The following is a 24,025-nucleotide window of genomic DNA, read 5'->3' as shown; positions in this document are numbered from 1 at the left end:
GGGTGGAGAACGCCATGGACTACATCTCGACCGGTGGTGGTGCATTTCTGGAAATGCTGGAGGGCCGTACGCTGCCGGCCCTGGAGATCCTGCAGCAACGCGCGAGCTGACCCAACGCCGCCATCTCCGAGTGCGATAACACCGCTTTCACGCGACAGCCACCCTCTTGGCTGCTGCGACCACCTGTCCCTTCATCATCAAGGAGTTCTCATGGCCTTCATTTCCCTTCGCCAAGTCCTGGATCACGCTGCCGAAAACGGCTACGGCGTTCCCGCGTTCAACGTCAACAACCTGGAGCAGGTTCAGGCCATCATGGAGGCCGCTCAGAAGACCGACAGCCCGGTCATTCTGCAAGCCTCGGCCGGGGCGCGAAAGTACGCCGGCGAAGCCTACCTGCGCCACATGATGCTGGCCGCTGTGGAGACCCACCCCGGCATTCCCGTGGTCCTGCACCAGGACCACGGCACTTCGCCCTCGGTGTGTATGCAGTCCATCCGCTCGGGTTTCACCAGTGTGATGATGGACGGCTCGCTGATGGCCGACGGGAAGACGCCGGCCAGCTACGCGTACAACGTCGACGTGACCCGCCGGGCCTGCGAGATGGCCCATGCCGTGGGCGTGTCGGTCGAGGGGGAACTGGGTTGCCTGGGTTCGCTGGAAACCGGCGAGGCGGGTGAGGAGGATGGCATCGGCGCGGTCGGCAAGCTCACCCACGACATGATGCTGACCGACCCCGAGCAGGCCGCCGATTTCGTGGCCCAGACGGGGGTGGACGCGTTGGCGATCGCCATCGGCACCAGCCACGGTGCCTACAAGTTCAGCCGCAAGCCCACGGGCGATATTCTGGCTATCGACCGCATCAAGGCGATCCACGCGCGCATTCCCAATACCCATTTGGTGATGCACGGCAGTTCCAGCGTGCCGCAGGAGTGGTTGAGCGTGATCCGCGCGCATGGTGGAACCATCAAGGAAACCTATGGTGTCCCGGTGGAAGAGATCCAGGAGGGCATTCGTTTTGGCGTGCGCAAGGTCAACATCGACACCGATATCCGCCTGGCCATGACCGGTGCCATGCGCCGTGCCATGGCGCGCGACAGCGCCGAGTTCGATCCACGCAAGTTTTTCAAGGACGCCACAGCGGCGGCGCGGGATATCTGTGTGGCGCGCTTCGAAGCCTTCGGTTGTGCTGGCATGGGTTCGCGCATCCGGCCGGTGCCACTCGAGCAGGAAGCCTTGCGCTACAACTAGTCGGAAGTAGAGGGCGTTGGTGTCGAGACCGGGAGTTCGAGCAGAAATTCGGCTCCGCCTTCGGGATGATTGCTTACGCTCAAGCTGCCGCCGTGCTGCTCCACGATGCCGTAGCTGATGGACAGGCCCAGGCCCGTACCCTTGCCCACCGGCTTGGTCGTAAAAAAGGGCTCGAAGATGCGCGAGAGGTGATCCGGTGCAATGCCTGGGCCGTTGTCCCGCAGGCGCAACTGCAGCCGGTGCTCGACCACCGCCGTCTCGATCGACACCATGGGTGGTCCATGCCCTGGCCCGGTGGCGGCGTCCAGCGCGTTTTGCAGCAGGTTCATCAACACCTGCTGCAGCTGGCCTGCGCTACCAGTGACGGTGCAAGGCGGCCCTGGCGTCCAGCGCAGGTCAAAGCTGGGGGCCGCGCCCTTGCGCACCCAATGAATGGCGCGTTCGATCACCTCGTTCAGATTGACAGGCGCACGCACCTCCGGATCCATGGCGGAAAAGCGTTTGAGGCCATTCACGATGTCGGCGGTGCGTTGTGCACCCTCTAGCGTGCCCTCAATCAGGGGCGGCAAATCCTTCAAGACGTGGTCGATGCGCAGACGGACACGCATCTCCTCCAGCTGTTCGACAGACTCGCCCACATGGACGGCGGCCAGGTAGCTGCGCAGGCGGTCGCTGTAGCGGCTCAGTGCGTGCACGTTGCCCAATACGAAGCTGATGGGGTTGTTCAGTTCGTGCGCCACACCCGCCACCAGACGGCCCAGTGAGGCCATTTTTTCGGAGTGCAGCAGTTGCTGCTGGGCGCGTTTGAGCGCCTCGTGCGCCGTGCGAAGCTCGTGGTAGGCGCGCTTGATCTCGGCCGTGGGGCGTGCAACAAAGACCGAGCCCACCCGTCTGCCGCTGGGGGAGACGCGCGGTGTGCAGTTGGCGTCGACCGGCACACTGTTTCGCTGGGCGTTCAGCAGGTTGAGCTCCAGGCCTTCTCCGCGGCGCGCCGGGTTGGCATTGTCCAGCACGGTGCGGGCCCGTTCCACGCTGACGGGATCGGCCAGCAGGTCGTAGAACGAGGTATCGCGCAGTTCGGCATCGCTGCGGCCCACCAGTTCGCACAACGCGGCGTTGGTCTCTTCGATGACGCCGCGTTCATCGCATACCAGCAGCACGTCAGACATGGCCGACAGCACGCTGAAGATGAACTGTTGGGATTGTTCCAGTTCGGTGTTCTTCTTCTCCAGCTCGATTTCATCGTCGATCAGCTGCGAATACACCTCGTCCATTTTCTGGATCACGTCCACCCAGGTGGACTCGTCAACGCCCTCCATGGGTTCACGGGGCATCAGGCTTTGCAGGGCCGGCGGCCGGCTGGGTGGTTCGGGGTTCAAAGACATGTCTTTGCCGCGCTTCAGTGCACCGTGCAGACCATGCACGGATCAAACGACCGCACGATGTGCTGTACAGCCACGGGGGTGGCTTCGCCGTCCTGCACCGGGGCACCCACCAGCGCCTGCTCCAGGGCACCCGGCGTGCCGGCCGCGTCTCGCGGTGAAAAGTTCCAGGTCGTGGGCGCCACGATCTGGTAGTTGGCGATGCGGCCACGGCTGGCCACCACCCAATGGCCCAGGCTGCCACGAGCCGCTTCGCTCAAGCCCACGCCTACACCCTCGGTAAAGACCGGGCTGGGAACGCAATAGGCTTCGTTGGTCTGCAGCTGCGACAGCCAGGTTTCCATCATGGGCACCACACGCGCCAGTTCCAGCACACGTGCCAGCACGCGCGTGAAAACCGTGCCACCGTGGCGGCGCACGGCATCGCTGACCAGTGGCTGGGCCGCCGCCAGTTGGCGCGCAATGGCACCGGTTTCGATCACCTCGCCGGCCAGACGTGGGGCCTTGTTCCAGGTGTAAGCGTCGGGCTTGTCGGCATCGGGCCGGGTGATGCCTTCCCTCGGGTGCAGCGGTCCCTGTGTGTCCGAGAGCCAGGCGTGGGTGGCGTCTTCCCGGATTGCGCCCTCGTCCAACGCGGCCAGTGCTTGGGTCTGGGCATGCCACACCCCGTTGGGAAAGGCAAAACCGCCACCGGGTTGCGGGTAGGCACCAAAACTCAGGTAGCGGCCCGGCCCGGCTCCCAGGCTGGTCAAGGCGGTGCTTTGCACCATGCTCAGAAACAAGCGGAAATCACCACGCCATGGATCTTGGGCATGCCAGGCCCACAGCGCTTCTTCGTCGGCCAGGCCGGTGATGAATTCCAGGGGAGCGGCAAACAACTCGCGTTCCAGAAAGCCACGGAATTCGCGCACCTTGGCCAGCAGGCGGATGCGCTCTGCGGCTTCAACCGGTCTCGTGGAGCCACCGGGCTCGATGCTTTGGGTGTGTGGCCATTTGCCTGCCAGCGTGCCCAGCAGGGTGAACCAGCGCTGGCGCGCGGCGATGGCCGCGCGTGTCTGTTCGCCGGTCTCCGGGGCAAAGCGGGCCTGCGCTTGGGCATGCCAGGGCTGCTGGGCGTACACCGAGCGCGTGAAATCGGGCATGAAGAACAGGTAGAAGTGGGTCAGGTGGTCGGCCAGGTTTTCGGTCGCCAGAATGATGTTGGTGACATGCTGGCCGTTGGGCGGCATGGTGATGCCCCCCAGGTCGGCCAGCGCCCGCGCCGACGCCACCGACTGGGATACCGAGCAGATGCCGCAGATGCGCGGCACGTAGACCAGCGCATCGTGCGGGTTCTTGCCTTGCAGGATTTGCTCGAAGCCCCGGTACATGGGTGCGTTGACCCGCGCCGACGCCACTTGGCCGTCTTCGATGTCGAGCGTCACCTCGAGATCGCCTTCGACGCGGTTGAAAGGGCCGACGAGCAAACGGGTCATGTGGGGCGGCCTATTTCAAACGGGTTTTGCGCGCCACCGGTGTTACCACCAGATGGTCGGCCACGGCGTTGAGCTTGACGCGACGCGGCGTTGCCGACTTGGACAGCGATGCCAGAGCCACGAACCAGGCCTTGGGCATGTCGGTCGGCAGCCCGATGGGAATGCCGGCGAGCTTGGGGGTTTCGTGGAAAGGATGGCCAGGCTCCTGGAAGCCGGGTTCGGTGCAGGCGATGCAGGCATAGCCGCCGCGGGTGCAAGAGCCTTCACCGTTCCACAACCGGGTGTTGCAGTCGGCGTGCACCTGCGTGCCCTTGCAACCCATGTGCTCCATCATGCAACCCAGATCGGAGGGCTTTTCCGCGCTGGCCTTGAATTCGTAGTACTCGTTGCGTGTGCAACCGTGGTGTACCAGCTGGTCGGCATAAAACCGGGGGCGCCCCAGGGTGTCCAGATCGGTTTCACCAAAGAGTCCCGCAGCCAGCGCCATCAGGCTGTCGATGACCCAGCTGGGATGTGTCGGGCAGCCCGCGATATTGATCACCGGCAGGCCGCTGCGGGATCGGAACGCAGCACCCAGCAAACCGCCCACGCGGTCGTCCTCGTATTGCAAGCCGCAGGCGTCGGTCGGGTTGCTGCCGCCCGCTGTCACGCCACCCCAGGCCGCGCAGCTGCCCACGGCGACCACGTGCTGTGCTTGGGCTGCCAGCCGTTCGACCCAGTGGATCATGGGAATGCCCGTACCGGCCAAGACATGGAAGCGCCCGCTGCCGTGAGGTCCACGCAGCAGCGAGCCTTCAATGCACAAGGCATCGAGCCGCAAGCGGCCCGCCGCAATGTCTTCCAGCATGCTCACCAACTCATGGCCGCTGGCCAAAGACAAAGACGGGTGCCACATCATGTGGATACCGGCGTCGCGCAGTTGGCCATGGAAATCGCTGGTGTCCGCACACAGCAGCGACATGCTGCAACCGCCGCAGCCGCCAGATTGCAGCCACAGGACATTGAAAGCCGCGTCGGTGTGTGCCATGTTCAACCTTCCAGCCCGAAACGGGCCATTTTGCTGCGCAAACCCACGCGCGACAGGCCCAGCTCGGTGGCCGCGCGGGTTTTGTTCCAACGGTGTCGAAGCAAGGTCTCGCGCAGCAGCACGGCCTCGATCGCGTCCAGCCGTTCGTTCAGCGTGCCGGTGCGGGGCAGGGCGGTGTGTCCCGCCATCTGCCCGTCGGTGGCCAGGCCGGCCTGGCCGTGCAGCACACGCGGGGAGAACGATTGGGCGCCCACGCAGTCGTCGTCGCTCAAAGCCAGGGCGCGGGCGATTTCGTTGCGCATCTCGCGGATGTTGCCGGGCCAGGGGTAGGCCATCAAGCAGGCCAGCGCTTCGTCGCTCAGCGAGGCGCCGGGGCGGCCGAGTTCGATGCTCACCTCGCTCGCCAGACGCTTGGCGATCGGTGCGATATCACCGGCACGTTCCCGCAAAGGTGGCACCGTGATGGACACGCCCGCGATGCGGTAATACAGGTCTTCCCGGAACAGGCCTTCGTGCACGCGCTGTGCCAGGTCGCGGTGCGTGGCGGCGATCACGCGCACGTCTACCGGCACAGAGCGAGCACCACCTACCGGGCGCACTTCGCCTTCTTGCAAGACGCGCAGAAGCCGCACCTGGAAGGCGGGTGAGGTTTCGCCGATTTCATCCAGAAAAACGGTGCCACCGTGCGCGCGCTGGAACAAGCCCGGATGGTCGTCGTACGCGCCTGTGAAGGCGCCGCGTTTGTGGCCAAACAGTTCGGATTCGAGCAAGCTGTCGGGGATGGCCGCGCAGTTCTCCACCACGAAGGCGCCGCTCGCCCGTGGGCTGCCGTAGTGCACAGCGCGCGCCAGCAACTCCTTGCCGGACCCGGACTCGCCCAGCACCAGCAGGCTCAGGTCGTAGCGGGCCACCCGTGCCGCCATCTCACAAACCGCATCCAGGGGACTGCCCGGCGCGCGTTCGATGCGGTCGAAATCGAAGACACTGCGGGCCCGGGCCAGCTTGGCCGCAGCGCGTTGCCTCAGCACCGGTGTGCTGGTGCGCAATTCCAGGTGCAGGCGGTTGGTGTCGCGTTGCAGGGTCTGGGCTTCCACCGCGTTGCGCACCGTGCTCAGCAGGTGGTCGGGTATCCAGGGTTTGAGGATGTACTGGTAAATGCCGGCGTCGTTGATACCGGCAATGATGTCTTCGGAATCCGTGTACCCCGAGATGACGATGCGCACCGTGTCTGGCCAACGCTCTCGCACTTCTTTCAAAAACTCCACGCCGGTCAGCACCGGCATGCGTTGGTCGCACAGGATCACGCTCACCTCATGGCGTTCCAGCCAGCCGCGCGCTTCTTCGGCGTCGCTGGCGGTGAGCACGGTGAAGTCTTCGTCCAACGTGCGCCGCATCGCGTCTTGGGAGCGGACTTCGTCGTCCACCACCAGCACGGTGGGCATGGCGTCGGTGATCGTCATGTGCGGTGGATGGCGAGGTGTCGCGGCGTCCAGGCGTGAGCGAGTTTGTGCACGAAGTGGTACCGCGCGACGTGGTAGCTGGGGTCAAAGCCGTAAAAGTTGCGGTGCATGCGAGACAGCTCTTGCTGGCGGTAGTCGGCCAAAGGGCGTGCCGCTTCGTCGCTGGCACGCTGTTCCTGCTTGCGGAGCAAGCGTTCGGGTAAATTGTAGGCCTTGGCCAGCCACGCGGCCTGCTCCGTGACCTGAGCGTCCCACGTCGATGGCGGCCCCGTGAAACAGCGATCGATCAACCCCATTTGTTCGGCGCTGCGCGCCGACACTGGCAGGCGTTGCCGCATGAGTTGCTCGGTTCCTTGCTGGCCCAGACGCTTGGGGCACAGGTAGGTCCAGTATTCCGAGCCGTACAGGTTGCCCATGTTTTTGTAGTGCGGGTTCAGCAAGACCTCGCCATGGGCCCAGACTTCGTCTGCGGCCAGGGCCAGAAACACACCACCGGCGCCCGCGTTGCCGCGCAAAACCGACACCGTGAGGCGGTCTGTGGTGGTGATGAGGGCCAGCGCCACGTCGTTCATGGCGTGGATGTTGTGCCACGAGGCATCGGCGGCGCTGCCAGCACCGTCTTCACCCAGACCATGCGCAGCGGCTTCTATGCAGTTGAGGTGGATGCCGTTGCTGAAAAAGTCGCGTCCTCCCAGCAAGACGAGCACCTTCAGCGGGCGCAGGTTCGTCTGCTGGATGGCGGCCAGCAAGGCCCGGCATTGGTGCGTGGACATGGCGCCGTTGTAGAAGTCGAAGGACAAATAGCCCACGAGCGCATCGGGCGGGCCGAGCTCGGCGTAGTGCAACTCGCCCCATTCGGCCGGGTCGCGGGCCAGGGTCGCCGGGCGCGTCGGTAGCGCCGAGCATTGCTCCGAAAACAGCAGAGAGCAGGGCAGCTTGAAGCGCGGGCTTGGGCTGCCCGATGGCAGTGGTGCAGCCGGAGCTGGTGCCGTGTCCGCCAAGCAAGCCTGTCCAATCCACACACCGCCGTCCACCGTGCGGCGCAGCACGGCCCCATCGCGCTGCGCCTGCAAACTCCCGGGTGCTGCCGATGGCAGGCTCAGCATCAGTTCGGCGCTGGCGGCATGTCCGTCCCAAATTCGGCAGGGCAGGTCAAACAGCTGGTCCACCAAGCCAGGCTGGCCGTCGGCGCTGCGCATGCGCCGCAACACCTCGGCGGTGCTGTGGCGCTGCCAGTCGATGGCGCGGTCGGTCTGCCGCATCAGCGCGCGCCAGTGCGGTTTGGGGGCGTGCGGGCCGGGTCGATCGCCGTTCTCGGCGCCGCCGCTCTGCAGGCCACCGGCCTGGAGCCGCTGCAAGGCCTCGGCAACGGCTGTTTGAGCGGCCTGTGCAACTTCGTGGCGGTACAGCTCGCCCTTGCTGGTGTCGCGTAGGTCAAAGCCAGCGCTGGCCCAGACCGGGCCGGCATCCAACTCGTCGGTGGCTTGCAAAACGGTCACACCCCAGCGGGCTTGGCCGTCCAGCACCGCCCAGTCCAGCGCGCTGGGGCCTTGGTCGCCGGGAGGGCCTGGGTGCACTATCCAGCACAGCGTGCTACGCCAGATGGAAGCAGGGATGCGGCGCTTCAAAAACGGGGCCAGCAGCAAATCGGGTCGAAAGAGGGCGACCGCTTCTTCGGTCACCGAATCCGCCACGTCCAGCTCCACCGAAACCTCGTGGCCCAGACTTTTGAGCAGAACAAAAAGGCGCTGACTCAGGCTGTTGAAGCTGTGGCACAGCATGAGAATGCGCAACGGTCGAGGGGCGGTCATGGGTTCAGGTCTTCAAATATTTTGGCTGCGGCCTTGCGCCCGAGGTAGAGCGCAAGCTTGGCTTGCAGTGCCTGCATGGCGGCCTGTTTGTCGGTGTCGGACTGGGCGGCCATCAGTGGCGCGAGCACGGTCATGAGATCGGGTCCGAAGTGCGGCGCCAGGCGCACCGCGATCTGGCGTTTGACCGCCTCCCAATGGCCTTGCTTCGCGCCTTCGTCCGGCGACGGCTGGGATGGCGTTTGGGGTGGATCGGCCTGAACGGGCGCTGGCTCGCGTCGACTGACCACCTCGACCAAACCCAGGTCCAGCAACGATTGCACCGGGGGCACGATGCTGTGGCCCAGTTGGCGTTCGACTGCGGCCAGCGGGTCTTTGCCGTTGATCAGGATCAGCGCGGACCGGGTCCGCGCGTCGATGGCGCCCGAGCGCCGCTGGATTTCCTCTCGACCTGCAGCCGATTTTTGATAAATCTGGTTCAGCTGGATCGCCATCGGGTAGGCCTTTTCGGGGTCAGCAGATGCGCGGCAGTTGTTCGCCGCTGAGCCAGTCGACCACCCGCCGTCCACCGAAACGGGTATTCATTTGCACAAAGTGGTGAGGGTCTTCTGTGACGACCCCGATCTGCACCGCCGCTTGTCCCAGGGGGTGCGCATGCATGGCCGCCAGCACCGCTGCGGCGGCCTGTGGCGAACACACGGAGATCAGCTTGCCTTCGTTGGCGATGTAGAGCGGGTCCAGTCCCAGCAGCTCACATGCGGCATCGACTTGTCCCAGCACCGGAATGGCGTGCTCTTCCAGCACCATGCCGACACAGGACTGGCGGGCGATCTCGTTCAAAGTGGTGGCCAGGCCACCGCGTGTGGGATCGCGCAGCACCCGCACGCCACCCGGTGCGGCTTGCAACATGGCCGCCACCAGGGTGTGGAGCGCGGCGGTGTCCGACTCGATGCTGGTTTCGAATTCGAGCGACTCGCGTTGCGACAACACGGCCACCCCATGATCGCCTATCGTGCCCGAGAGCAGGATCACATCGCCTGCCCGCGCGTTGCTGCCCGAGATGTCGACACCTGGCGCCACCACACCCAGCCCGGTGGTGCTGATGAAAACGCCATCGCCCTTTCCGCGTTCGACCACCTTGGTGTCGCCGGTGATGATGGGAACCCCCGCCTCTCTGGCCGCCGCCGCCATGGATTCGACGATGCGTTTCAGGTCCGACAAGGGAAAGCCTTCTTCCAGGATGAAGCTGGCGCTCAGGTACAAAGGCTGAGCGCCGGACATGGCCACGTCGTTCACGGTGCCGTGCACGCTCAGGCAACCCACGTCGCCACCGGGGAAAAACAGCGGCGAAACCACATGACCGTCGGTCGCCATCACCAGCCGTGCGCCTGCGGGCAGGGGTGGCGGCGCAAACACCGCTCCGTCGTTGCCTTGGCGCAGAAACTCGTTGTCGAACGCCGACAGAAACAACTCTTCGATCAACTGCGAGGCCGCACGGCCTCCGGCACCATGGCCCATATCGACCCGGCCATTTTTGATATCCAGTGGGCGGACATAGTCCTTTTTCACTGTGCTCATGCGGTCTCCACCACCACCGGGATGTCCTTAAAGCGTCCATACGAATAGTGCGCCGCGCAGGCGCCTTCGCTGGACACCATGCAAGAACCAACCGGATTTTCGGGGGTGCACACGGTGCCAAAAATCTTGCAATCGGTGGGTTTTTTGACACCACGCAGAATGGCACCGCATTCGCAGGCCTTGTTGTCCGCGACCGGCTTGTACGCGAGGTCAAACCGGGTTTCGGCATCGAACTCGGCGTAGGCGCGCCGGATCTTGAGGGCGCTGTAAGGCACCTCACCCAGACCCCGCCATTCAAAACTGGTCCGCAACTCGAAGATGTCGGAAACCAGGGCCTGGGCATTCAGGTTGCCGTGGCGGCTCACCGCGCGGGTGAACTCGTTTTCGACCTCGGCGCGGCCTTCGTTGACCTGGCGCACCAGCATCAGCACGGCCTGCATCACGTCCAAAGGCTCGAATCCGGCGATCACCACCGGTTTTTGGTACTCCTGGGCGAAATGTTCGTAGGGTTCCGAGCCGATCACGATGCTCACATGGGCAGGCCCCACAAAACCGTCGATCGGAACCGTGCCATATTGGCGTACCTCGGGAGACTCCAGGATGTGGGTGATGGCCGATGGCGTGAGCACATGGCAGCACAGCACGCTGAAGTTCTTCACCTGGGCACGCTGGGCGTCGCGTATCACCACGGCCGTGGGGGGCGTGGTGGTTTCGAAACCGATGGCAAAAAACACCACCTCGCGGTCCGGGTTTTGCCGGGCCGTCTCCAGCGCATCGGCCGCCGAATACACCATGCGGATGTCGCCGCCACGGGCCTTGGCCTTCACCAGCGAGAGGCTGTCGGACGCCGGCACACGCATGGTGTCGCCATAGGTGCAGACGATGGCATCGCGCTCCAACGCGAGCTGAATGGCCAGATCCACGCGACCAATCGGCAAGACGCATACCGGGCAGCCCGGTCCATGCACCATGCGCACGTTGGCCGGCAGCATCTCGGCCACGCCATAGCGGGAAATGGCGTGTGTGTGGCCGCCGCAAAACTCCATAAAACTGTAAGAACGATCGGGTCGGGCTTCTTGCGCCAACCGTGCCGCGATTTTCTGGGCGATGCGGCCATCGCGGAATTCGTCAATGTATTTCATGGGAGGTCTTGGTTGTATCGGCAAGGTCGCCACTTGCCTGTGCCAGTTCACCAAACATGGCGAGCGTGCGTTCGGCCTCTTGCGGGTCGATTTGTCCGATGGCGTGGCCAACGTGGACGATGACGTAGTCATCCACCTGCACGCCGTCCACCAGCGCGATCGAAATGGTTTTCCGTATGCCGCCCAGCATGACGATGGCTTGTGAATGGGGCAGCAACTCGACGAGTCGGGTGGGAATGGCTAAACACATGACAGGCTTTCTGAGGTTTCGGAAACGGGGTAGCGCCGTTGTTGTGCGACCACCCAGGCCTGGCCCAGGGCCAGACCGGCATCGCCGCAGGCGCGGGCCTGTGGTCGGTAGACGCGCAAGCCCTGTGCTTGCAGCTGGCGCGTGACATGCTCGGTGAGTATCTTGTTCATGAAACAACCGCCACCAAGGCACACCGTGGTGCAGCGCGCTTGCCGCGCTGCGTGCGCAGCCCAATCTGCCAGGGCGCGCGCCAGCATGAGATGGAACCAGGCCGCAGCTGCCGGCACACGGTTGGGTGCGGCAGGCCACGCCAGCAAGCGGGCCACCAGCGGGCGCAGATCCAGGGTGTGGTCCGGGCCGTTCGGCAGCAGCAGGGCCATGTGGTCGTCGGCCACGCCAGCCGGGTCGTGGCTGATCAGCCACTGAGTGGCTTGGCGTTCGAGTTCAATGGCGGCTTCGGCCTCCTCCTGCCGCTGAAGGCACAGTCCGAGCGCAGCCGCAGCGGCATCGAACCAGCGCCCGGTGCTGGTCGTGGTGGGACAGTTCAGTCCGCGTTCCAGCATGTGCTGGATGGTGCGGGCAGCAAGGGTGCCTTGCACCTGCTCAAGGTGGGTCGGAATTTCGCTTCCGCGCGCCATGGCGTGCAATGCCGAAGCCAGCATGCGCCACGGCTCGTGCGCCGCCGCGTCGCCCCCCGGCAAGGCCAGGGGCCAGAGGTGGGCCAACCGTTTCCAGCTACCGGGTTGTACCCACAGCAGTTCACCGCCCCAGGCGGACCCATCGGTACCCAGTCCAACACCATCCAGAGCCAGGCCGATGACGGACTCGTCCAGTCCGTGTTCGGCCATCACCGCAGCAATGTGCGCGTGGTGGTGCTGCACGCCGACGGCGGTCGCCTGCCATTCCGCGGCCAGGGTCTGGGCCAGACGGGTGCTGAAAAAATCGGGGTGCAAGTCGTGGGCAATGTATAGCCCAACAGGTCCTGCTTGCGCACCCAGGTGGCGCGCCGATTCTTCCAGGGCGAGGCAGCTCTGGGCGTCGCGCAGATCGCCGTGCAGTGGCGAGCTGTGCACGCCGTCGGCGTCCAGCAGGCAAGCGGTGTTTTTCAACCAGGCTCCCAGTGCCAAAACCGGATGAGGCGACGTGATCATGGCGTGTCGGCGGGCCGGGTTTAGGCGGTGGCGCCTGCGGCCTTGGCCTGGCGCAGTTCGGCTTCGAGCACGGCAATGCGTTGGCGCAAATCCGCCTCGGTTGCAGCGTGCGTAGCGTGCGCAGGGTCGCCCGTGGCTGCGTGGTCGTGGTGCCGGTCCATCGCATGCTCCAGCCAGTGCAGCCAGGCGTCCATGCCTTCACCGGTGGTTGCCGAGAGCTGGATGATCTCGATGCCAGGGTTCACGCGGCGGGCCAACTCGATGCAGCGCTGGACGTCGAAGTGCACATGTGGCAACAGATCCACCTTGTTGAGCACCATGAGTCGGGCCGCAGCGAACATGTCGGGGTATTTGAGGGGTTTGTCTTCCCCTTCGGTGACCGACAAGATCGCCACCTTGGCGGTTTCACCCAAGTCCCATGCCGCCGGGCACACCAGGTTGCCCACGTTTTCAATGAACAGCAGTTCGCCGTCGTGCCCGTGATGGTCGTGGTTGTGGTTGTGCAGTTGTGAAAAGGCCTGCGCGACCATGGGTGCATCCAGGTGACAGCCTTTGCCGGTGTTGACTTGCACCGCAGGGGCGCCGGTGGCACGGATGCGGTCGGCATCGAAGCTGGTTTGCTGGTCGCCTTCGATCACGGCGACCCGCAGGCCCGGATGGACTTGCTTCAGGGCGGTGACGGTCGCGCACAGCAGTGTGGTCTTGCCCGAGCCAGGGCTGGACACCAGATTCAGCGCCGTGACGCCATGGGCTTTGAAGTGCTGCCGGTTCTGGCGCGCGATCCGGTTGTTCTCGCCCAAGATGTCGGTCTCCAGTTTGATCGCACGTTGCTGGCTCATGCCCGGCACCGATACCCGTGCCGGGCCGGCACCAAAGTGCAAGTCCCCGGTCTGGGCATCAACCTGTGGCCGCTCCTTCGTTTCGGCCAGACGCTGCGGCGCCGGAGCGCCCGCGTCGCTGCCGTGGTGAGTGCCGTGCTCCCCGTTCTGGTCGCCGGTCGTGGCGCATCCGCAAACTACACACATGTTTGTTCTCCTTTAGTCGTCGCTCACCAGCATGTCGATCACGCGCAATTCTGTGCCACCTGTGGCCTGCAACTGGTAGCCGCCACAGTGCGGGCAAGCAGCGCCGCGTTGGGGCAGTTCTACCGTCAGGCTACAAGGCATGCACCAGGCTTGGCCCATGGGCTCTTCGAATTCCAGCTTCGCACCGTCCAGCCGTGTGCCGGGCGCAATCGCCTCCAGCGCAAAGCGCAGGGCGCGCAGCTCCACACCTGCCAGCTGGCCCACCTCCAGCCGCAACACCGTGACGCTTTGAAAGCCCTCACGTAGTGCGGCGTCTTCCACCAATTTCAAAATTCCGCCCGCCAGGCTGGCCTCATGCATGTTGGGCCTCCGTGGAAGGCATGGCGTGCTGGATGTCGAAGCGGACGCAGGGATCAAAAGCGGTCATCAGCATCAGGATAGACCGGTTCACACCGGGTGCGGCGTATGGAGGCAAAGTTTCCAGCGCCTGGGCCACGGCTCCGCGCGGGTGGAAATTCCACTCGGTGGGGGCGATCACGTGGTAAGCCTCTACCCGGGCCTTGGCGCTGGAGTCGCTCAGACGCACGTGGTGGATCAGCAGGCCACGCGCCATTTCAACCCAGGCCAAGCCTTCGTTGGGCGCAACGCACAGACTGGCGGCTTGCAGCCATTGCGTACCGGAGTGCTGGGCAGCTTCGGGCTGCGCCAGTCGGATGGCTTCCGCCAAGCGCGCGCCCAGGCGCAGCCACGGAGAGTCCAGTCGCTGCGTGTGTTCCAGATGGAGCCGCGTCCAGGTGCCGGTTTCTGCGCATTGTTCGCGCCACTGAGGTTGGCGGGCGTTGGCGGGTGCCTCGAGCAGCCCGCCCGCCAGCGCCCGCAGCTCCGGTTCACTGGTGTGCACCCGCAAAGCGGGGGCACCGGCCATCGCGACGTCCGCCGCCGTCTTGCACGCCTGCAGCAGCTCGGGCAACCAGCCCGGGGTTTGTGCGCTCCAGGCAGTCAACCAAGCACGCGGAGCGGCGTCCCATTGCACCAACCACTGGGCTGCGGGCAGGCCCAGGCACTCGCGTGCCAGCCAGTCGGCTAAGCCTTGTACAGGTGCCTGCGGGTGGGTCGAAGCTTGCCAGGGCATTGGACAAGCGGCCAGCGCGCGCAGGGATCGGGCCTGGATGGTTGCGCCGGTTTCGGGGTCGCTTGCCAATTGCAAGGGCCAGTCCAGGCCGATGCGTCGCAAGTGCTCACGCAAGGTTTCGATTTGCAGTTGTTGCCGCGCAAGGTCCGATGGGGGACCTGGCCGCCCGCGTGCGGCTTCTAGTGCCAGTTCGGCGCAGAGGTGGTGCGACTGTCCGCACAGGTTGAACAGACTGGCCAACCGAGCCGGTACGGCATGCGCCGGTTGGCCGCGTGTGATCTGGTCGATCCAGTGCGGGCGGCTACTGACCAGGTTGTGCGGTCGTGGCACACCGGGGCGCACCGCCAGTTTGCCCGCCAGCCGATCCATGTTCATGTCAGTCATGCGGAACCTGCGCAACAACCGGGGCGCCACTGGCATGACCTGTGCCGGGGTTTCGTTGCCCAGCGCTGCGTCCCAGCAAGAATGCGCGACGGGCGGGCACGGCCGGGGCCTGCGTTTCGGGGGCAGGCACGGGCGCGCGCAGTGTGCTCAAGATGGCGTGTGCGGTGGCCACGGCGGTGGCGTGGTCGTGAAATTCAAAGACCGGGGAAAACAGCGAGCAAGCTTCGTAGCTGCCCAAGGCGTCCTCGTGGCCGCTGATGAATTCAAAACAGGTCTGCCCCACGTACCGGGGTTGCTTGCTGCCCACGCGTCGGGTTTGGTCAACCCGCACCAGGGGGAGGCACACCAGGTTCATGAACCAGGGCGTGATGAGTATGCCGATGGCGGCGCACGGCGCGGTGTTCGGTTCGGTGGCGCTAGGGTGCGCTTCTTCGTCCGGGCATTCAAAGCCCACCGCCTCCACCTGCACCACGGGGTTGAGCAAGGGGATGCCTTCCATGCGCGTCGCCGCGATGGTTCGGTAGAGCGCAGCCAGCGCATCTACGCGCGTGGCCATGGCCGCACTCAAGGGGGAGGGGTGTTGGACGCGCATGTGGCTTTAGCTTTCCTCGGCGTCGGGCAGCACCATGAATTGCTCGGCATCGCCGTCGCAGGTGGGGCAGCGCCAGTGCGCAGGCAGATCGGTGAACGCGGTGCCGGGAGACACCTGCCAAACCTCGTCACCCAAGGCCGGGTCGTACACCCACCAACAGATCTTGCATTCCAGCCGCGCCGAGCTGGGCAACTTGCCGCTGTTGCCTAGGTAGCTGCCTTCAAACCGCGGCGCGCTGCTCGAGTTCATGCGCTCTCCACCCACTCCAGCACTTCCTTGAGGCGGTCGTACGAATCCTCAAGGTCCTCCTGGGCGGCTTGGGCCACGTCGGGCAACTCGGTGATCTCGACTGTGTTCAGAATCACCACGTCTTGCGAGTTGTAGTACACCACCCGCCAGGTGTGCGGAGAACAGGTGTTGGTGATGCGGCAGTTGCCATACCCCCGGGACAGAATCAACACCCGCCCGGTCCCCAGGTGGTGGTCCATGAAACCGATGTCTTCCACCGACATCGGAAGCAGCGTGAGGTTGATCACATACGCCGGTTGGCCCGCACGCCATTGCTTCCACTGGTCTTCGATCTCGGTGAGCAGCAGTGGTGCGTTCTGCACATTGGGTGGTAGTTCCCCGGACCAGCGGGGTACTGTGGACCACACGTCCTGCTGCGCGGTGTCTTTCAGCGCCTGGGGAATGTAGCCCAGCTCGATCTGGTCCGACACCACCACCCCGTGCGTGGTCTGGATCACGCGCCACACACCTGCAAAGACCGATTCCTGTACCCGCAGCGTGTAGGTGTCGTCGCCCGGGGTGTGAACCAAGGCGCTGACCTCGCCTTCACCCAGCACGGTGTTGATCAATTTCAGATCGGCCTCCGGCAGGCCGTTCAGACTCACCGACCGGTTGCCGCCGTCGCGCACCGCATCGGCCAGCAGCACCAGCGCTTCGCGCAGCGCCGCACACGCCAGCGCGCGATCGGCCAGCTCCTCCGGTTCGGGCAGGATGGGCGCACGAAAGGTCTCCATGCCCTGCGGCATGGGCATGTATTCCAGCGTTTCTTCTTCGAGCTGGCTGCCGGGGCCGATGGTGGTCACGGGAATGGGGAAATCTTTCATGGGGGTCTTTCTGGCGGAGTAGACGGAAAATCAATGGCAGCCGGCGTCGCCGACGGTGGCGCTGACCACCGGAATGCCGATGGTGGGTGCGCGCGAGACCGGTAGCGCCAGAGCCCGTTCGACTTCCCGCACGTAGATGTCCCAGTCGTGCATGCCCGACAACGTGGTGACGTATTGCCCGTCGCGCAAGAACAGCAGGGTCGGCCAACGGTTGGAGCCGTATCGGCGGGCCAGTGCCTCTTCTTTCTGGCGAGGTACCACGGCGATTTCGAACCGGCGCGAGGCAGCGCCGCGCAGTTCGGGCAGTACCACCGCCACGTCCTGACCTTCGGGGAAGCGCACCGCGTCGCCGGCAAACAGCACCACGCGATCACCACCCAGTGCGGCCCAGTCCTGGATGGATTGTTCGTCCACCCAGGTGGCGCCAAACTCCGTCACCAAGCGTTGCACCAGAGGTGAGTCTTGCGGCACCGCCTTGGGCGGCTGCACGGGCAGTTTGACCAATGTTTCTGAACCGGTGGAATCGTTGCTCATGGTGTTCTCCAAAAAATCAAGGGGTGCTTGTGGACAAGGCCAGCAACTGCTCACGGCTCATGCGGGATGGCAGCTCGAATGCAGCGGCCGTGGTTGGCGCGGCGTTGGTCAGGCCTGGGTTGTCCAGTGCCATCTCCAGCAAGTCCAAGGTGCCGTTGATCTCTTGTGCGCGCGTGGCGTCGATGTGTTCCTGGGCACTGTCCAAGAAAATCAGCAGCCATTCGCCGGGTGCCACCGGGTCGACCAGTGCAGTGCGCACACGCCGCTCCAGGCCGCGACCGGAACACACCGCGTGGCCGGGTTCGATCGACAAGACCTGCATGGGAATGCCAATACACATGGTGGACTCAAGCCGTGGTGGATACTGGGAAAAAGCGCTCATCCCCGGAACGGCAAGCCAGCTCTTCGGGTGGCCGGTCGCCTTCGTAGCGCAGCAAATCGAGTTCGGAAAAGGTGACCGCCTCGTACACACTCAAGGCCTCGGTCCGTGCTGTGGGCTTGGCGCCCCACTGGCGCAAGGTATCCAGCCCGTGAGCCAGCGCATCTTCGAGCGCCAGCTTCACCACCGGGCGCAAGCTGCCGCCATAGTCTTCGAGTTCTTCCGGTTGGCAGCCGATCAGCAACACGGCTTCGGGGTATTTTTCGGTGAGCATGGCCAGCGACAAGACTTCCTGGAAACCGGTTTGGTGCAAGCTCATTTTTTTGGCGCCCATGAAGCGGGGCACGTCTTCGTTCTCGATCAGCTTCAAGGTACCCGGCACCAGGCCGTAGTCGATGGCGTCAAAAATCAGCAGGTGCGTTGCTTCCTGCACGTGCTGGATCAGGTACAGACCTTGGGTGCCGCCGTCGATCAGGCGGACATGGGGTGCGAACGCATAGCGCTGTTGCAGCGCTTCAATGCAGCGCACGCCAAATCCTTCGTCGGCCCACAAGACATTGCCGATGCCCAGCACGCAGATAGAAATGGATGTGTCACCGTCCCCGTGACAAGCGGTTTCAGACGTAGGTGTGAGCATGGGTGGTCAACTCCTGAGGTGGTTTATTGCAAGCCGGGAAAGCGGCTTGCAAGAGCAGCGGGTGCTGGCCAATACACGGGCAGCAGGCGCTGGGGCGCGGGTGCGGTGGTGTGACCAGACGGGGTGGCGCAGCGGTTGAGCTGGCGCAGGGACTTCCAGGTATGGAAGTTGTCCCACGCGGCCTGCAACGCCAGCCAGAAAGCTGCGTCGGTGCCAAAGGCAAGTGCGCAGCGAATGGCGGTATCGGGCGTCATACCGCGTTGACCCTGGATCACTTCATGCAGGCGCCGACGCGATACACCCAGGACCCGGGCCGCCTCGGTCTGGGTCAAGCCCATGGGGTCCAAGATGGTGTGTTGCAGCAGTTGCCCCGGGTGCCGTGGCGCGCGCAGGGGAACGCCCACTGGCGCACTGGCCCAGCGGTCGTTGCGCTTGCGTGGGTGGCGTTGTGGAGATTGCATGCGACCTGCCAGGGCGTTTCAGTCTTTGAACGTGCGGTGGCCGGACACCATGGTGCTGACCACGCTGGAGCGGCCCATGATGTCCTCCCGGATCGCGGCGTAGACGTGCAGGATGACAAAGCAGATCAGAGACCACATGCCGAGGTGGTGCCAGGTGTGCACGTCTTGCGATTGACCAAACAAGGGGATCACCCAGCCAAAGAGCTTGTCTTGCCATGACCCCATCTGGGCGCCTTCGGCATAAAGCGCAAAGCCGGTCACGACCATGAACACGGCCGTCAGAAAGAACATGAAAAACATGGCGAAGCGCGCCAACGGGTTGTGCCCCACATAACGGCCGGGACGCGCGCTGACAAAGGCATACCACTTGACCATGCCCCAGACTTCCTGCCAGTAGGCGCGCTGGAAGATCGGGACCCAGAACAGCTCGCGTGCGTGGTGGTTGCCGACAACGGCCCAGTACATGCGTCCCAGCAAACCCACGGCGAGCAGATAGCCGGCCGCAAAGTGGGCGAACCGGATGTAGCCCATGACAAAGTGGTCGCTGGCCTCGCCGGGCATCGTGGGCAACGGTGAGCCAATGAAGTAGCCGGTGATGGCCAGTACCGTGATGGCCAGCGCGTTGACCCAGTGCCAGATGCGTACCGGTGCCTCATAAACATAGACCGATTTGATGGACATCGCTTTCGCGACTTCCGCCGCGTCGTCGTTCGACAACGTGGGAACATGAGACGGATGAGTGGCAGGCATGGTGCTTCTCCCGGGTTAGAGCCTGGCGGCCAACATCACCAAGCCCGAGCTGCCCAGCGCCAGTGCGGCGAGCTTGGACGTCCAGGCAGGCAAGGTTTGCAGCCGAGCGCCGATCATCAGGCCCAGCAAGTGCAGAACCGATGAGCCGAGCAGCACACCAGTGGCCGTTACCAGCATGACCGGGCCCGGGATCAACTCGTTGCCATGGGCGCTGCCGTGCAGCAGTGCCGCCACCGCGATGAAGAGCAGTCCGGGTGCTGCGGCCAGGCGGCGTCCCGCCAGGAGCATGGCGCCGAACAGGACCACGCTGAGCGCCACACCGGCTTCCACACCTGGCAATACAAAGCCGGCCCAGGCCCAGGCCATGCCGACCAGCAGCATCAGCAGAAAAGCCGCCGGCCCGGCCAGGCGTCTACCGCTGGGCAAGGCTGCGACGGACCAGGCACCGACGGCCACCATGGCCAGCAGATGGTCCAAGCCCAGAAAGGGATGGGCCAACGCGTCTGCGAACCCGGAGGCGCCGTGTCCGGGATGGGCGTGGGCCGCACCCGCGGCCAGCGCCACCAGCGTGGCGGCGCCTAAGCGCAGAGTTTGGGGTTTGAGCATGAATGAAATCCTCGAAATAGGGTGTGTGGGAACAGGAGCCGGGCTTCAGCGCACCTTGACCGAGGTCAATTCCTGGCCGTCGGGGCTCATGACGTGGGTGGAACAGGCCAGGCACGGATCAAACGAGTGCAGCGTGCGCAGAATTTCCACCGGCTGTTCGGGATTGGCCATGGGCGTGTTCATCAGGCTGGCTTCGAAGGCGCCGATTTGCCCCGAGTTGTCGCGCGGACTGCCGTTCCAAGTGGTGGGTACGACGCACTGGTAGTTCTCGATGCGTCCGTCTTTGATCTTGATCCAGTGACCCAGGGCGCCACGCGGCGCAGCGACGGTGCCCACGCCTTTGGCCTCCTTGGGCCAGGTGGAAGGATCCCACTTCTCGACGTTGGCGGTGGTGGTGTCCCCCGCCTTGATGTTGGCGACCAGCTCTTTGAAGTCCTCCAGCATCATTTCGCAACAGTACTGGGCTTCCAGCGCGCGCGCCAGGGTGCGGCCGATGGTGGTGGGCAGCAGTTGCTTGGCTGTGTAGTGCGTCTCGGGCATGCCCAGGGCCTTGGGGAAGGCGCTGTTGATGATGTGCGCCGAGCTGTCCACCTGCTCTTTGACGCGCTGGCAATACGGGTTGCCTTGCAGGGCATGGGCATAACCCAGGATGTAGCGCGACAGCGGCCCGACTTCCATCGCATGGCCGCGCCAGCGTGGCGCCTTGATCCAGGAATATTTGGCGCTCTCGTCCAGTTCCTTGATGTCGGTGCGCGTGCCTTTGGTCTTGCTGCCCAGCACATAGTTGGGCTCGGTCACGCCGTCCCAAGGGTGCAGCCCTTTGGACTCGTCGGCATATTTGTACCAGCTGTGTGGCACGAACTCCTGCACCTGTTCCGGGTCGCGTGGGTCCACCTCGTGGATCTTGTTCCAGTTGCCATCCAGAATTGCGCCACCCGGCAGTTGCTGGGTTTCATGCCGACCCATGACCTTTTCATACGTGCCGTAGTCGAACACATTGGTGGCCGCCAAACCACCGCCGTACAACCAGCCCGCCTGCTTGTAGATGGTGCCAATGGCCAGTACGTCTGGGATGTAGACGTTGTTGTTGAATTCGATCATCTCCCGGATCCGGGCCTCGACGAAGTTCAACCGTTCCATGTTCACCGGTGCGCCTGCTGCGCCATCCTTGTCGATGTTGATGGCACAGGGCACACCACCCACCAGGTAGTTGGGGTGCGGGTTCTTGCCACCAAAAATGGTGTGTACCTTGACCCATTCTTTTTGCAGGTCCAGTGCTTCCAAATAGTGTGTGACCGCCATCAGATTGGCTTCGGCTGGCAAGACATAGGCCTTGTTGCCCCAGTAACCGTTCATGAACGGGCCGAGCTGCCCACTTTCAACGAATTTCTTGAGACGGTTTTGGATATCGCGGAAGTAGCCGGGCGAAGACATCGGGTGGCTGGGCGAGACCGTCTGTTGCAGCTCCGACGTTTTCTTGGGGTCGGCGTTGAGGGCTGAGACCACGTCCACCCAGTCCAGTGCATGCAAGTGGTAGAAGTGCACCGCGTGGTCGTGCTCCTGCAAGGTCTTGGCCATGATCTCTCGGATCAGGTAGGCGTTCTTGGGAATTTCGATGCCCAGCGCATCTTCCACCGCACGCACCGAGGCCAGCGCGTGGCACCCGGTGCACACACCGCAGATGCGCTCCACAAAGGCCCAGGCGTCGCGGGGATCGCGGCCTTTGAGAATCACTTCCAGACCGCGCCACATGGTGCCGGTCGACACCGCGTTGCGGATGATGTTGTCGCTGTCGAGGTTGACCTCGCAGCGCATATGGCCTTCGATGCGGGTCACGGGGTCCACCACAATGCGGCGGCCCGTGTTGTCCATCTTGAAGCCTTGAGTTTCGTAAGCACCCATGGTTTGTTTCCTTCTTTGTTATTGAGCTTGGTGCTTCAGTGGTCGGCCAAGGCAGACGCGCTGCTCGCGCTGTCTGTTTTCTGGGTGGCGCGTTTGATCGCAGACACGGCCGCGTGTGCCACAGCTGCCGCACCGACAACACCAGCGGCCGCTCCACCAACCTGATCGGCATTCGCTTCAACGCCGAACTGGTGGATGTCGGTCAAGCGGTCGTAGAAAGAACCTTTGTCCCAGAAACCGTCTTCCGAGCAGCCGATACAGCCGTGTCCGGCCTGGATCGGGAAGCTGGTGCCTTCGTTCCAGCGTGTGGTGGAGCAGGCGTTGTACGTGGTCGGGCCTTTGCAGCCGACCTTGTAGAGGCAATAGCCCTTGCGTGCGGACTCGTCGTCAAACTTCTCGACAAACTGGCCGGCATCGAAGTGTGGGCGGCGGTAGCATTTGTCGTGGATGCGCTGGCTGTAGAACATCTTGGGCCGGCCCTGGCGATCCAGCTCCGGCAGGCGGTCGAAGGTCAGCATGTAGGTGATGACGCCGGTCATGACCTCGGCGATCGGCGGGCAGCCAGGCACCTTGATGATGGGCTTGTCGAAGATCACCTTGTGGATCGGCGTGGCCTGCGTGGGATTGGGTTTGGCCGCTTGCACGCAGCCCCAGGAAGCGCATGAGCCCCACGAGATGATGGCCTTGGCATCTTTCGCCACGTGCTTGAGCTGATCGATGAAGGGCTTGCCGCCGATGATGCAACTCATGCCGTCTTGGTTCAAAGGCGGGTTGCCTTCCACTGCCAAGATGTAGTTGCCCTTGTACTTGACCATGATCTCTTCCAGGATGGCCTCGGCTTGATGGCCAGCGGCGGCCATCAAGGTATCGTCGTAGTCCAGCGAGATCATCGAAAGCACCACGTCTTTGGCCAGCGGGTGCGCCGAGCGGATGAAGGATTCCGAGCAGCAAGTGCACTCAAGACCATGCAGCCACAGCACCGGTGTGCGCGGTTTGTTTTCCATGGCGTACGCGATCTGCGGGACAAAGGACGAACCCAAGCCCAGCGACGTAGCCGTCAGCGAGCAGTACTTCAAAAAACTGCGGCGTGAAATGCCCTGGCGGCGCATCACCTCGTAAAAAGTTTCCATCGTGGAATGTCTCCAGTTGCTTCTTGCTCTGCGCCCACCGCGGCGGTGCAGAACGCACCTGGGTATGACGACCCGTGGTCTTACGCGGGCCTATAGGTTTTGCAATTCACAGGCCAGCCTGGAGGCTTCCACGGGAATACCCTGAGGGACCAAGCTAAGTGGCTGTTTTGATTGGGAAAATTTGGTCGCCAAAAACGGCTCTGTAGGCGCCTGCGGTACGGGGTGGAAGATGGTCTTGCAGTTGAGGCTTGGCGGTGGCAAGTTGTTGTCCGGTTTGCGCCTGCGGATCCAGCCAGCGTCTGGTAGGCCCTGGTGGGCGTGCATCCAAACCGGGCGCAGGCTGTCCCGGCGCGGCCAGCGTGCTGGGACTGGGAGCGTGGCGTGGGATGTGGTGGCAAAGAAGGTTGGCGCCCAGCGGTCAGCCCGTGCTGGCCAGTCATGTCCCGGCGTAGCGGTTGGACGCAAGGGGGCGCTCAAAGGTCTCAACGTTTGCAACAGCTTGGTCAGCCATGGCAGCAGGGTTTATACCAATCTGTATATAGGCAATCAATCATATAGTTGAGTTATCGGAATCAACCAACGAACAGGGGCGCGCAGTGGACGAGATGCACGAGGTTTTTGAAGCGGTGGCGCGCTACTTCAGTGTGCTGGGCGAACCCACCCGTTTGCGCATCCTGCACGCGCTGTGTCAGGAGGAGCGTTGCGTCAACGACATCATCCAGGCCACCGGCCTGGCGCAGGCGAATGCGTCGCGCCACCTGGGCCTGATGTACCAGGCGGGCATGTTGTCGCGCCGCCGCGAGGGTACCCAGATTTTTTACAAGCTGGCCGACCCGATGTATGTCGAACTGTGCCGCACG

The 24,025-nt window shown here is 63.9% G+C and carries 26 protein-coding genes; 2 read left to right on the top strand and 24 right to left on the bottom strand.

Annotation, left to right across the window (positions count from 1 at the left end):
• The first annotated feature begins 210 nt into the window (after nt 1-210).
• Complete coding sequence (gene fba / locus ABYB95_RS01490) at nt 211-1,248, top strand: class II fructose-bisphosphate aldolase (protein ID WP_372656653.1); 1,038 nt, start codon at nt 211-213, stop codon at nt 1,246-1,248.
• Here fba and ABYB95_RS01485 read toward each other — a convergent pair.
• The 24 genes from ABYB95_RS01485 to ABYB95_RS01370 are packed head-to-tail and all read right to left on the bottom strand — an operon-like array spanning nt 1,245 to nt 23,165.
• Nucleotides 1,245-2,633, bottom strand: coding sequence for a sensor histidine kinase (locus ABYB95_RS01485; RefSeq protein ID WP_372656652.1), 1,389 nt, complete (start codon nt 2,631-2,633; stop codon nt 1,245-1,247). The two genes, fba and ABYB95_RS01485, sit on opposite strands and share 4 nt — an antisense overlap.
• A 14-nt stretch (nt 2,634-2,647) precedes the next feature.
• Nucleotides 2,648-4,105, bottom strand: a complete 1,458-nt coding sequence (locus ABYB95_RS01480) for a nickel-dependent hydrogenase large subunit (RefSeq protein WP_372656651.1) — start codon at nt 4,103-4,105, stop codon at nt 2,648-2,650.
• A 10-nt stretch (nt 4,106-4,115) separates the two neighbouring features.
• Nucleotides 4,116-5,132 (bottom strand): HupU protein, encoded by a 1,017-nt coding sequence (locus ABYB95_RS01475; RefSeq protein ID WP_372656650.1) that lies wholly within the window; start codon nt 5,130-5,132, stop codon nt 4,116-4,118.
• A gap of 2 nt (nt 5,133-5,134) precedes the next feature.
• Complete coding sequence (locus tag ABYB95_RS01470) at nt 5,135-6,592, bottom strand: sigma-54-dependent transcriptional regulator (RefSeq protein WP_372656648.1); 1,458 nt, start codon at nt 6,590-6,592, stop codon at nt 5,135-5,137.
• Nucleotides 6,589-8,403 carry an enoyl-CoA hydratase-related protein gene (locus ABYB95_RS01465; protein ID WP_372656647.1) on the bottom strand — a complete coding sequence of 605 codons (1,815 nt, stop codon included), beginning with the start codon at nt 8,401-8,403 and terminating at the stop codon, nt 6,589-6,591. Before ABYB95_RS01465 ends, ABYB95_RS01470 begins: the two co-directional genes overlap by 4 nt.
• Complete coding sequence (locus ABYB95_RS01460; RefSeq protein WP_372656646.1) at nt 8,400-8,894, bottom strand: hypothetical protein; 495 nt, start codon at nt 8,892-8,894, stop codon at nt 8,400-8,402. Before ABYB95_RS01460 ends, ABYB95_RS01465 begins: the two co-directional genes overlap by 4 nt.
• Nucleotides 8,895-8,913: 19 nt before the next feature.
• Nucleotides 8,914-9,978, bottom strand: coding sequence for a hydrogenase expression/formation protein HypE (gene hypE, locus ABYB95_RS01455; RefSeq protein WP_372656645.1), 1,065 nt, complete (start codon nt 9,976-9,978; stop codon nt 8,914-8,916).
• Nucleotides 9,975-11,120, bottom strand: a complete 1,146-nt coding sequence (gene hypD / locus ABYB95_RS01450) for a hydrogenase formation protein HypD (protein ID WP_372656644.1) — start codon at nt 11,118-11,120, stop codon at nt 9,975-9,977. The genes hypE and hypD overlap by 4 nt, the downstream gene beginning before the upstream one ends.
• A complete protein-coding gene (locus tag ABYB95_RS01445) occupies nt 11,107-11,370 on the bottom strand; it encodes a HypC/HybG/HupF family hydrogenase formation chaperone (RefSeq protein ID WP_372656643.1) in 264 nt (87 codons plus the stop codon). Before ABYB95_RS01445 ends, hypD begins: the two co-directional genes overlap by 14 nt.
• A complete protein-coding gene (locus tag ABYB95_RS01440; protein WP_372656642.1) occupies nt 11,361-12,521 on the bottom strand; it encodes a carbamoyltransferase HypF in 1,161 nt (386 codons plus the stop codon). Before ABYB95_RS01440 ends, ABYB95_RS01445 begins: the two co-directional genes overlap by 10 nt.
• Before the next feature lie 20 nt (nt 12,522-12,541).
• Nucleotides 12,542-13,546, bottom strand: coding sequence for a hydrogenase nickel incorporation protein HypB (hypB, locus tag ABYB95_RS01435; protein WP_372656641.1), 1,005 nt, complete (start codon nt 13,544-13,546; stop codon nt 12,542-12,544).
• Between the two features lie 12 nt (nt 13,547-13,558).
• The gene (locus ABYB95_RS01430) at nt 13,559-13,906 is read right to left on the bottom strand and encodes a hydrogenase maturation nickel metallochaperone HypA (protein WP_372656640.1); all 348 of its coding nucleotides are present in this window, start codon (nt 13,904-13,906) and stop codon (nt 13,559-13,561) included.
• Nucleotides 13,899-15,062, bottom strand: a complete 1,164-nt coding sequence (locus ABYB95_RS01425) for a nickel-dependent hydrogenase large subunit (protein WP_372656639.1) — start codon at nt 15,060-15,062, stop codon at nt 13,899-13,901. Before ABYB95_RS01425 ends, ABYB95_RS01430 begins: the two co-directional genes overlap by 8 nt.
• Complete coding sequence (hybE, locus tag ABYB95_RS01420) at nt 15,055-15,654, bottom strand: [NiFe]-hydrogenase assembly chaperone HybE (RefSeq protein WP_372656638.1); 600 nt, start codon at nt 15,652-15,654, stop codon at nt 15,055-15,057. The genes ABYB95_RS01425 and hybE overlap by 8 nt, the downstream gene beginning before the upstream one ends.
• Nucleotides 15,655-15,660: 6 nt before the next feature.
• The gene (locus ABYB95_RS01415) at nt 15,661-15,903 is read right to left on the bottom strand and encodes a rubredoxin (protein ID WP_372656637.1); all 243 of its coding nucleotides are present in this window, start codon (nt 15,901-15,903) and stop codon (nt 15,661-15,663) included.
• On the bottom strand, nt 15,900-16,766 hold the full coding sequence (locus tag ABYB95_RS01410) for a hydrogenase expression/formation protein (protein ID WP_372656636.1): 867 nt from the start codon (nt 16,764-16,766) through the stop codon (nt 15,900-15,902). Before ABYB95_RS01410 ends, ABYB95_RS01415 begins: the two co-directional genes overlap by 4 nt.
• 30 nt (nt 16,767-16,796) lie before the next feature.
• Entirely contained in the window at nt 16,797-17,300 is a 504-nt protein-coding gene (locus ABYB95_RS01405; protein WP_372656635.1) for a hydrogenase, read from the bottom strand.
• 16 nt (nt 17,301-17,316) lie between these two features.
• Nucleotides 17,317-17,640, bottom strand: coding sequence for a HypC/HybG/HupF family hydrogenase formation chaperone (locus ABYB95_RS01400; RefSeq protein WP_372656634.1), 324 nt, complete (start codon nt 17,638-17,640; stop codon nt 17,317-17,319).
• A gap of 7 nt (nt 17,641-17,647) precedes the next feature.
• The gene (locus ABYB95_RS01395) at nt 17,648-18,316 is read right to left on the bottom strand and encodes a HyaD/HybD family hydrogenase maturation endopeptidase (RefSeq protein ID WP_372656633.1); all 669 of its coding nucleotides are present in this window, start codon (nt 18,314-18,316) and stop codon (nt 17,648-17,650) included.
• A 23-nt stretch (nt 18,317-18,339) separates the two neighbouring features.
• Entirely contained in the window at nt 18,340-18,777 is a 438-nt protein-coding gene (locus ABYB95_RS01390) for a HigA family addiction module antitoxin (RefSeq protein ID WP_372656632.1), read from the bottom strand.
• 18 nt (nt 18,778-18,795) lie between these two features.
• A complete protein-coding gene (cybH, locus tag ABYB95_RS01385; protein ID WP_372656631.1) occupies nt 18,796-19,527 on the bottom strand; it encodes a Ni/Fe-hydrogenase, b-type cytochrome subunit in 732 nt (243 codons plus the stop codon).
• Between the two features lie 15 nt (nt 19,528-19,542).
• The gene (locus ABYB95_RS01380; protein WP_372656629.1) at nt 19,543-20,133 is read right to left on the bottom strand and encodes a HupE/UreJ family protein; all 591 of its coding nucleotides are present in this window, start codon (nt 20,131-20,133) and stop codon (nt 19,543-19,545) included.
• 45 nt (nt 20,134-20,178) lie between these two features.
• Complete coding sequence (locus tag ABYB95_RS01375) at nt 20,179-22,035, bottom strand: nickel-dependent hydrogenase large subunit (RefSeq protein WP_372656628.1); 1,857 nt, start codon at nt 22,033-22,035, stop codon at nt 20,179-20,181.
• Between the two features lie 35 nt (nt 22,036-22,070).
• Nucleotides 22,071-23,165 (bottom strand): hydrogenase small subunit, encoded by a 1,095-nt coding sequence (locus ABYB95_RS01370; RefSeq protein WP_372656627.1) that lies wholly within the window; start codon nt 23,163-23,165, stop codon nt 22,071-22,073.
• A gap of 605 nt (nt 23,166-23,770) precedes the next feature.
• Here ABYB95_RS01370 and ABYB95_RS01365 point away from each other — a divergent pair.
• Nucleotides 23,771-24,025: ArsR/SmtB family transcription factor (locus ABYB95_RS01365; protein ID WP_372656654.1), on the top strand; the 255-nt coding region annotated here is incomplete at its 3' end.

The sequence above is a fragment of the Hydrogenophaga sp. genome, assembly GCF_041633695.1.
In the GTDB taxonomy this organism is placed as follows: Bacteria; Pseudomonadota; Gammaproteobacteria; order Burkholderiales; family Burkholderiaceae_C; genus Hydrogenophaga.
This window is presented reverse-complemented; position numbering and strand designations above follow the sequence as displayed.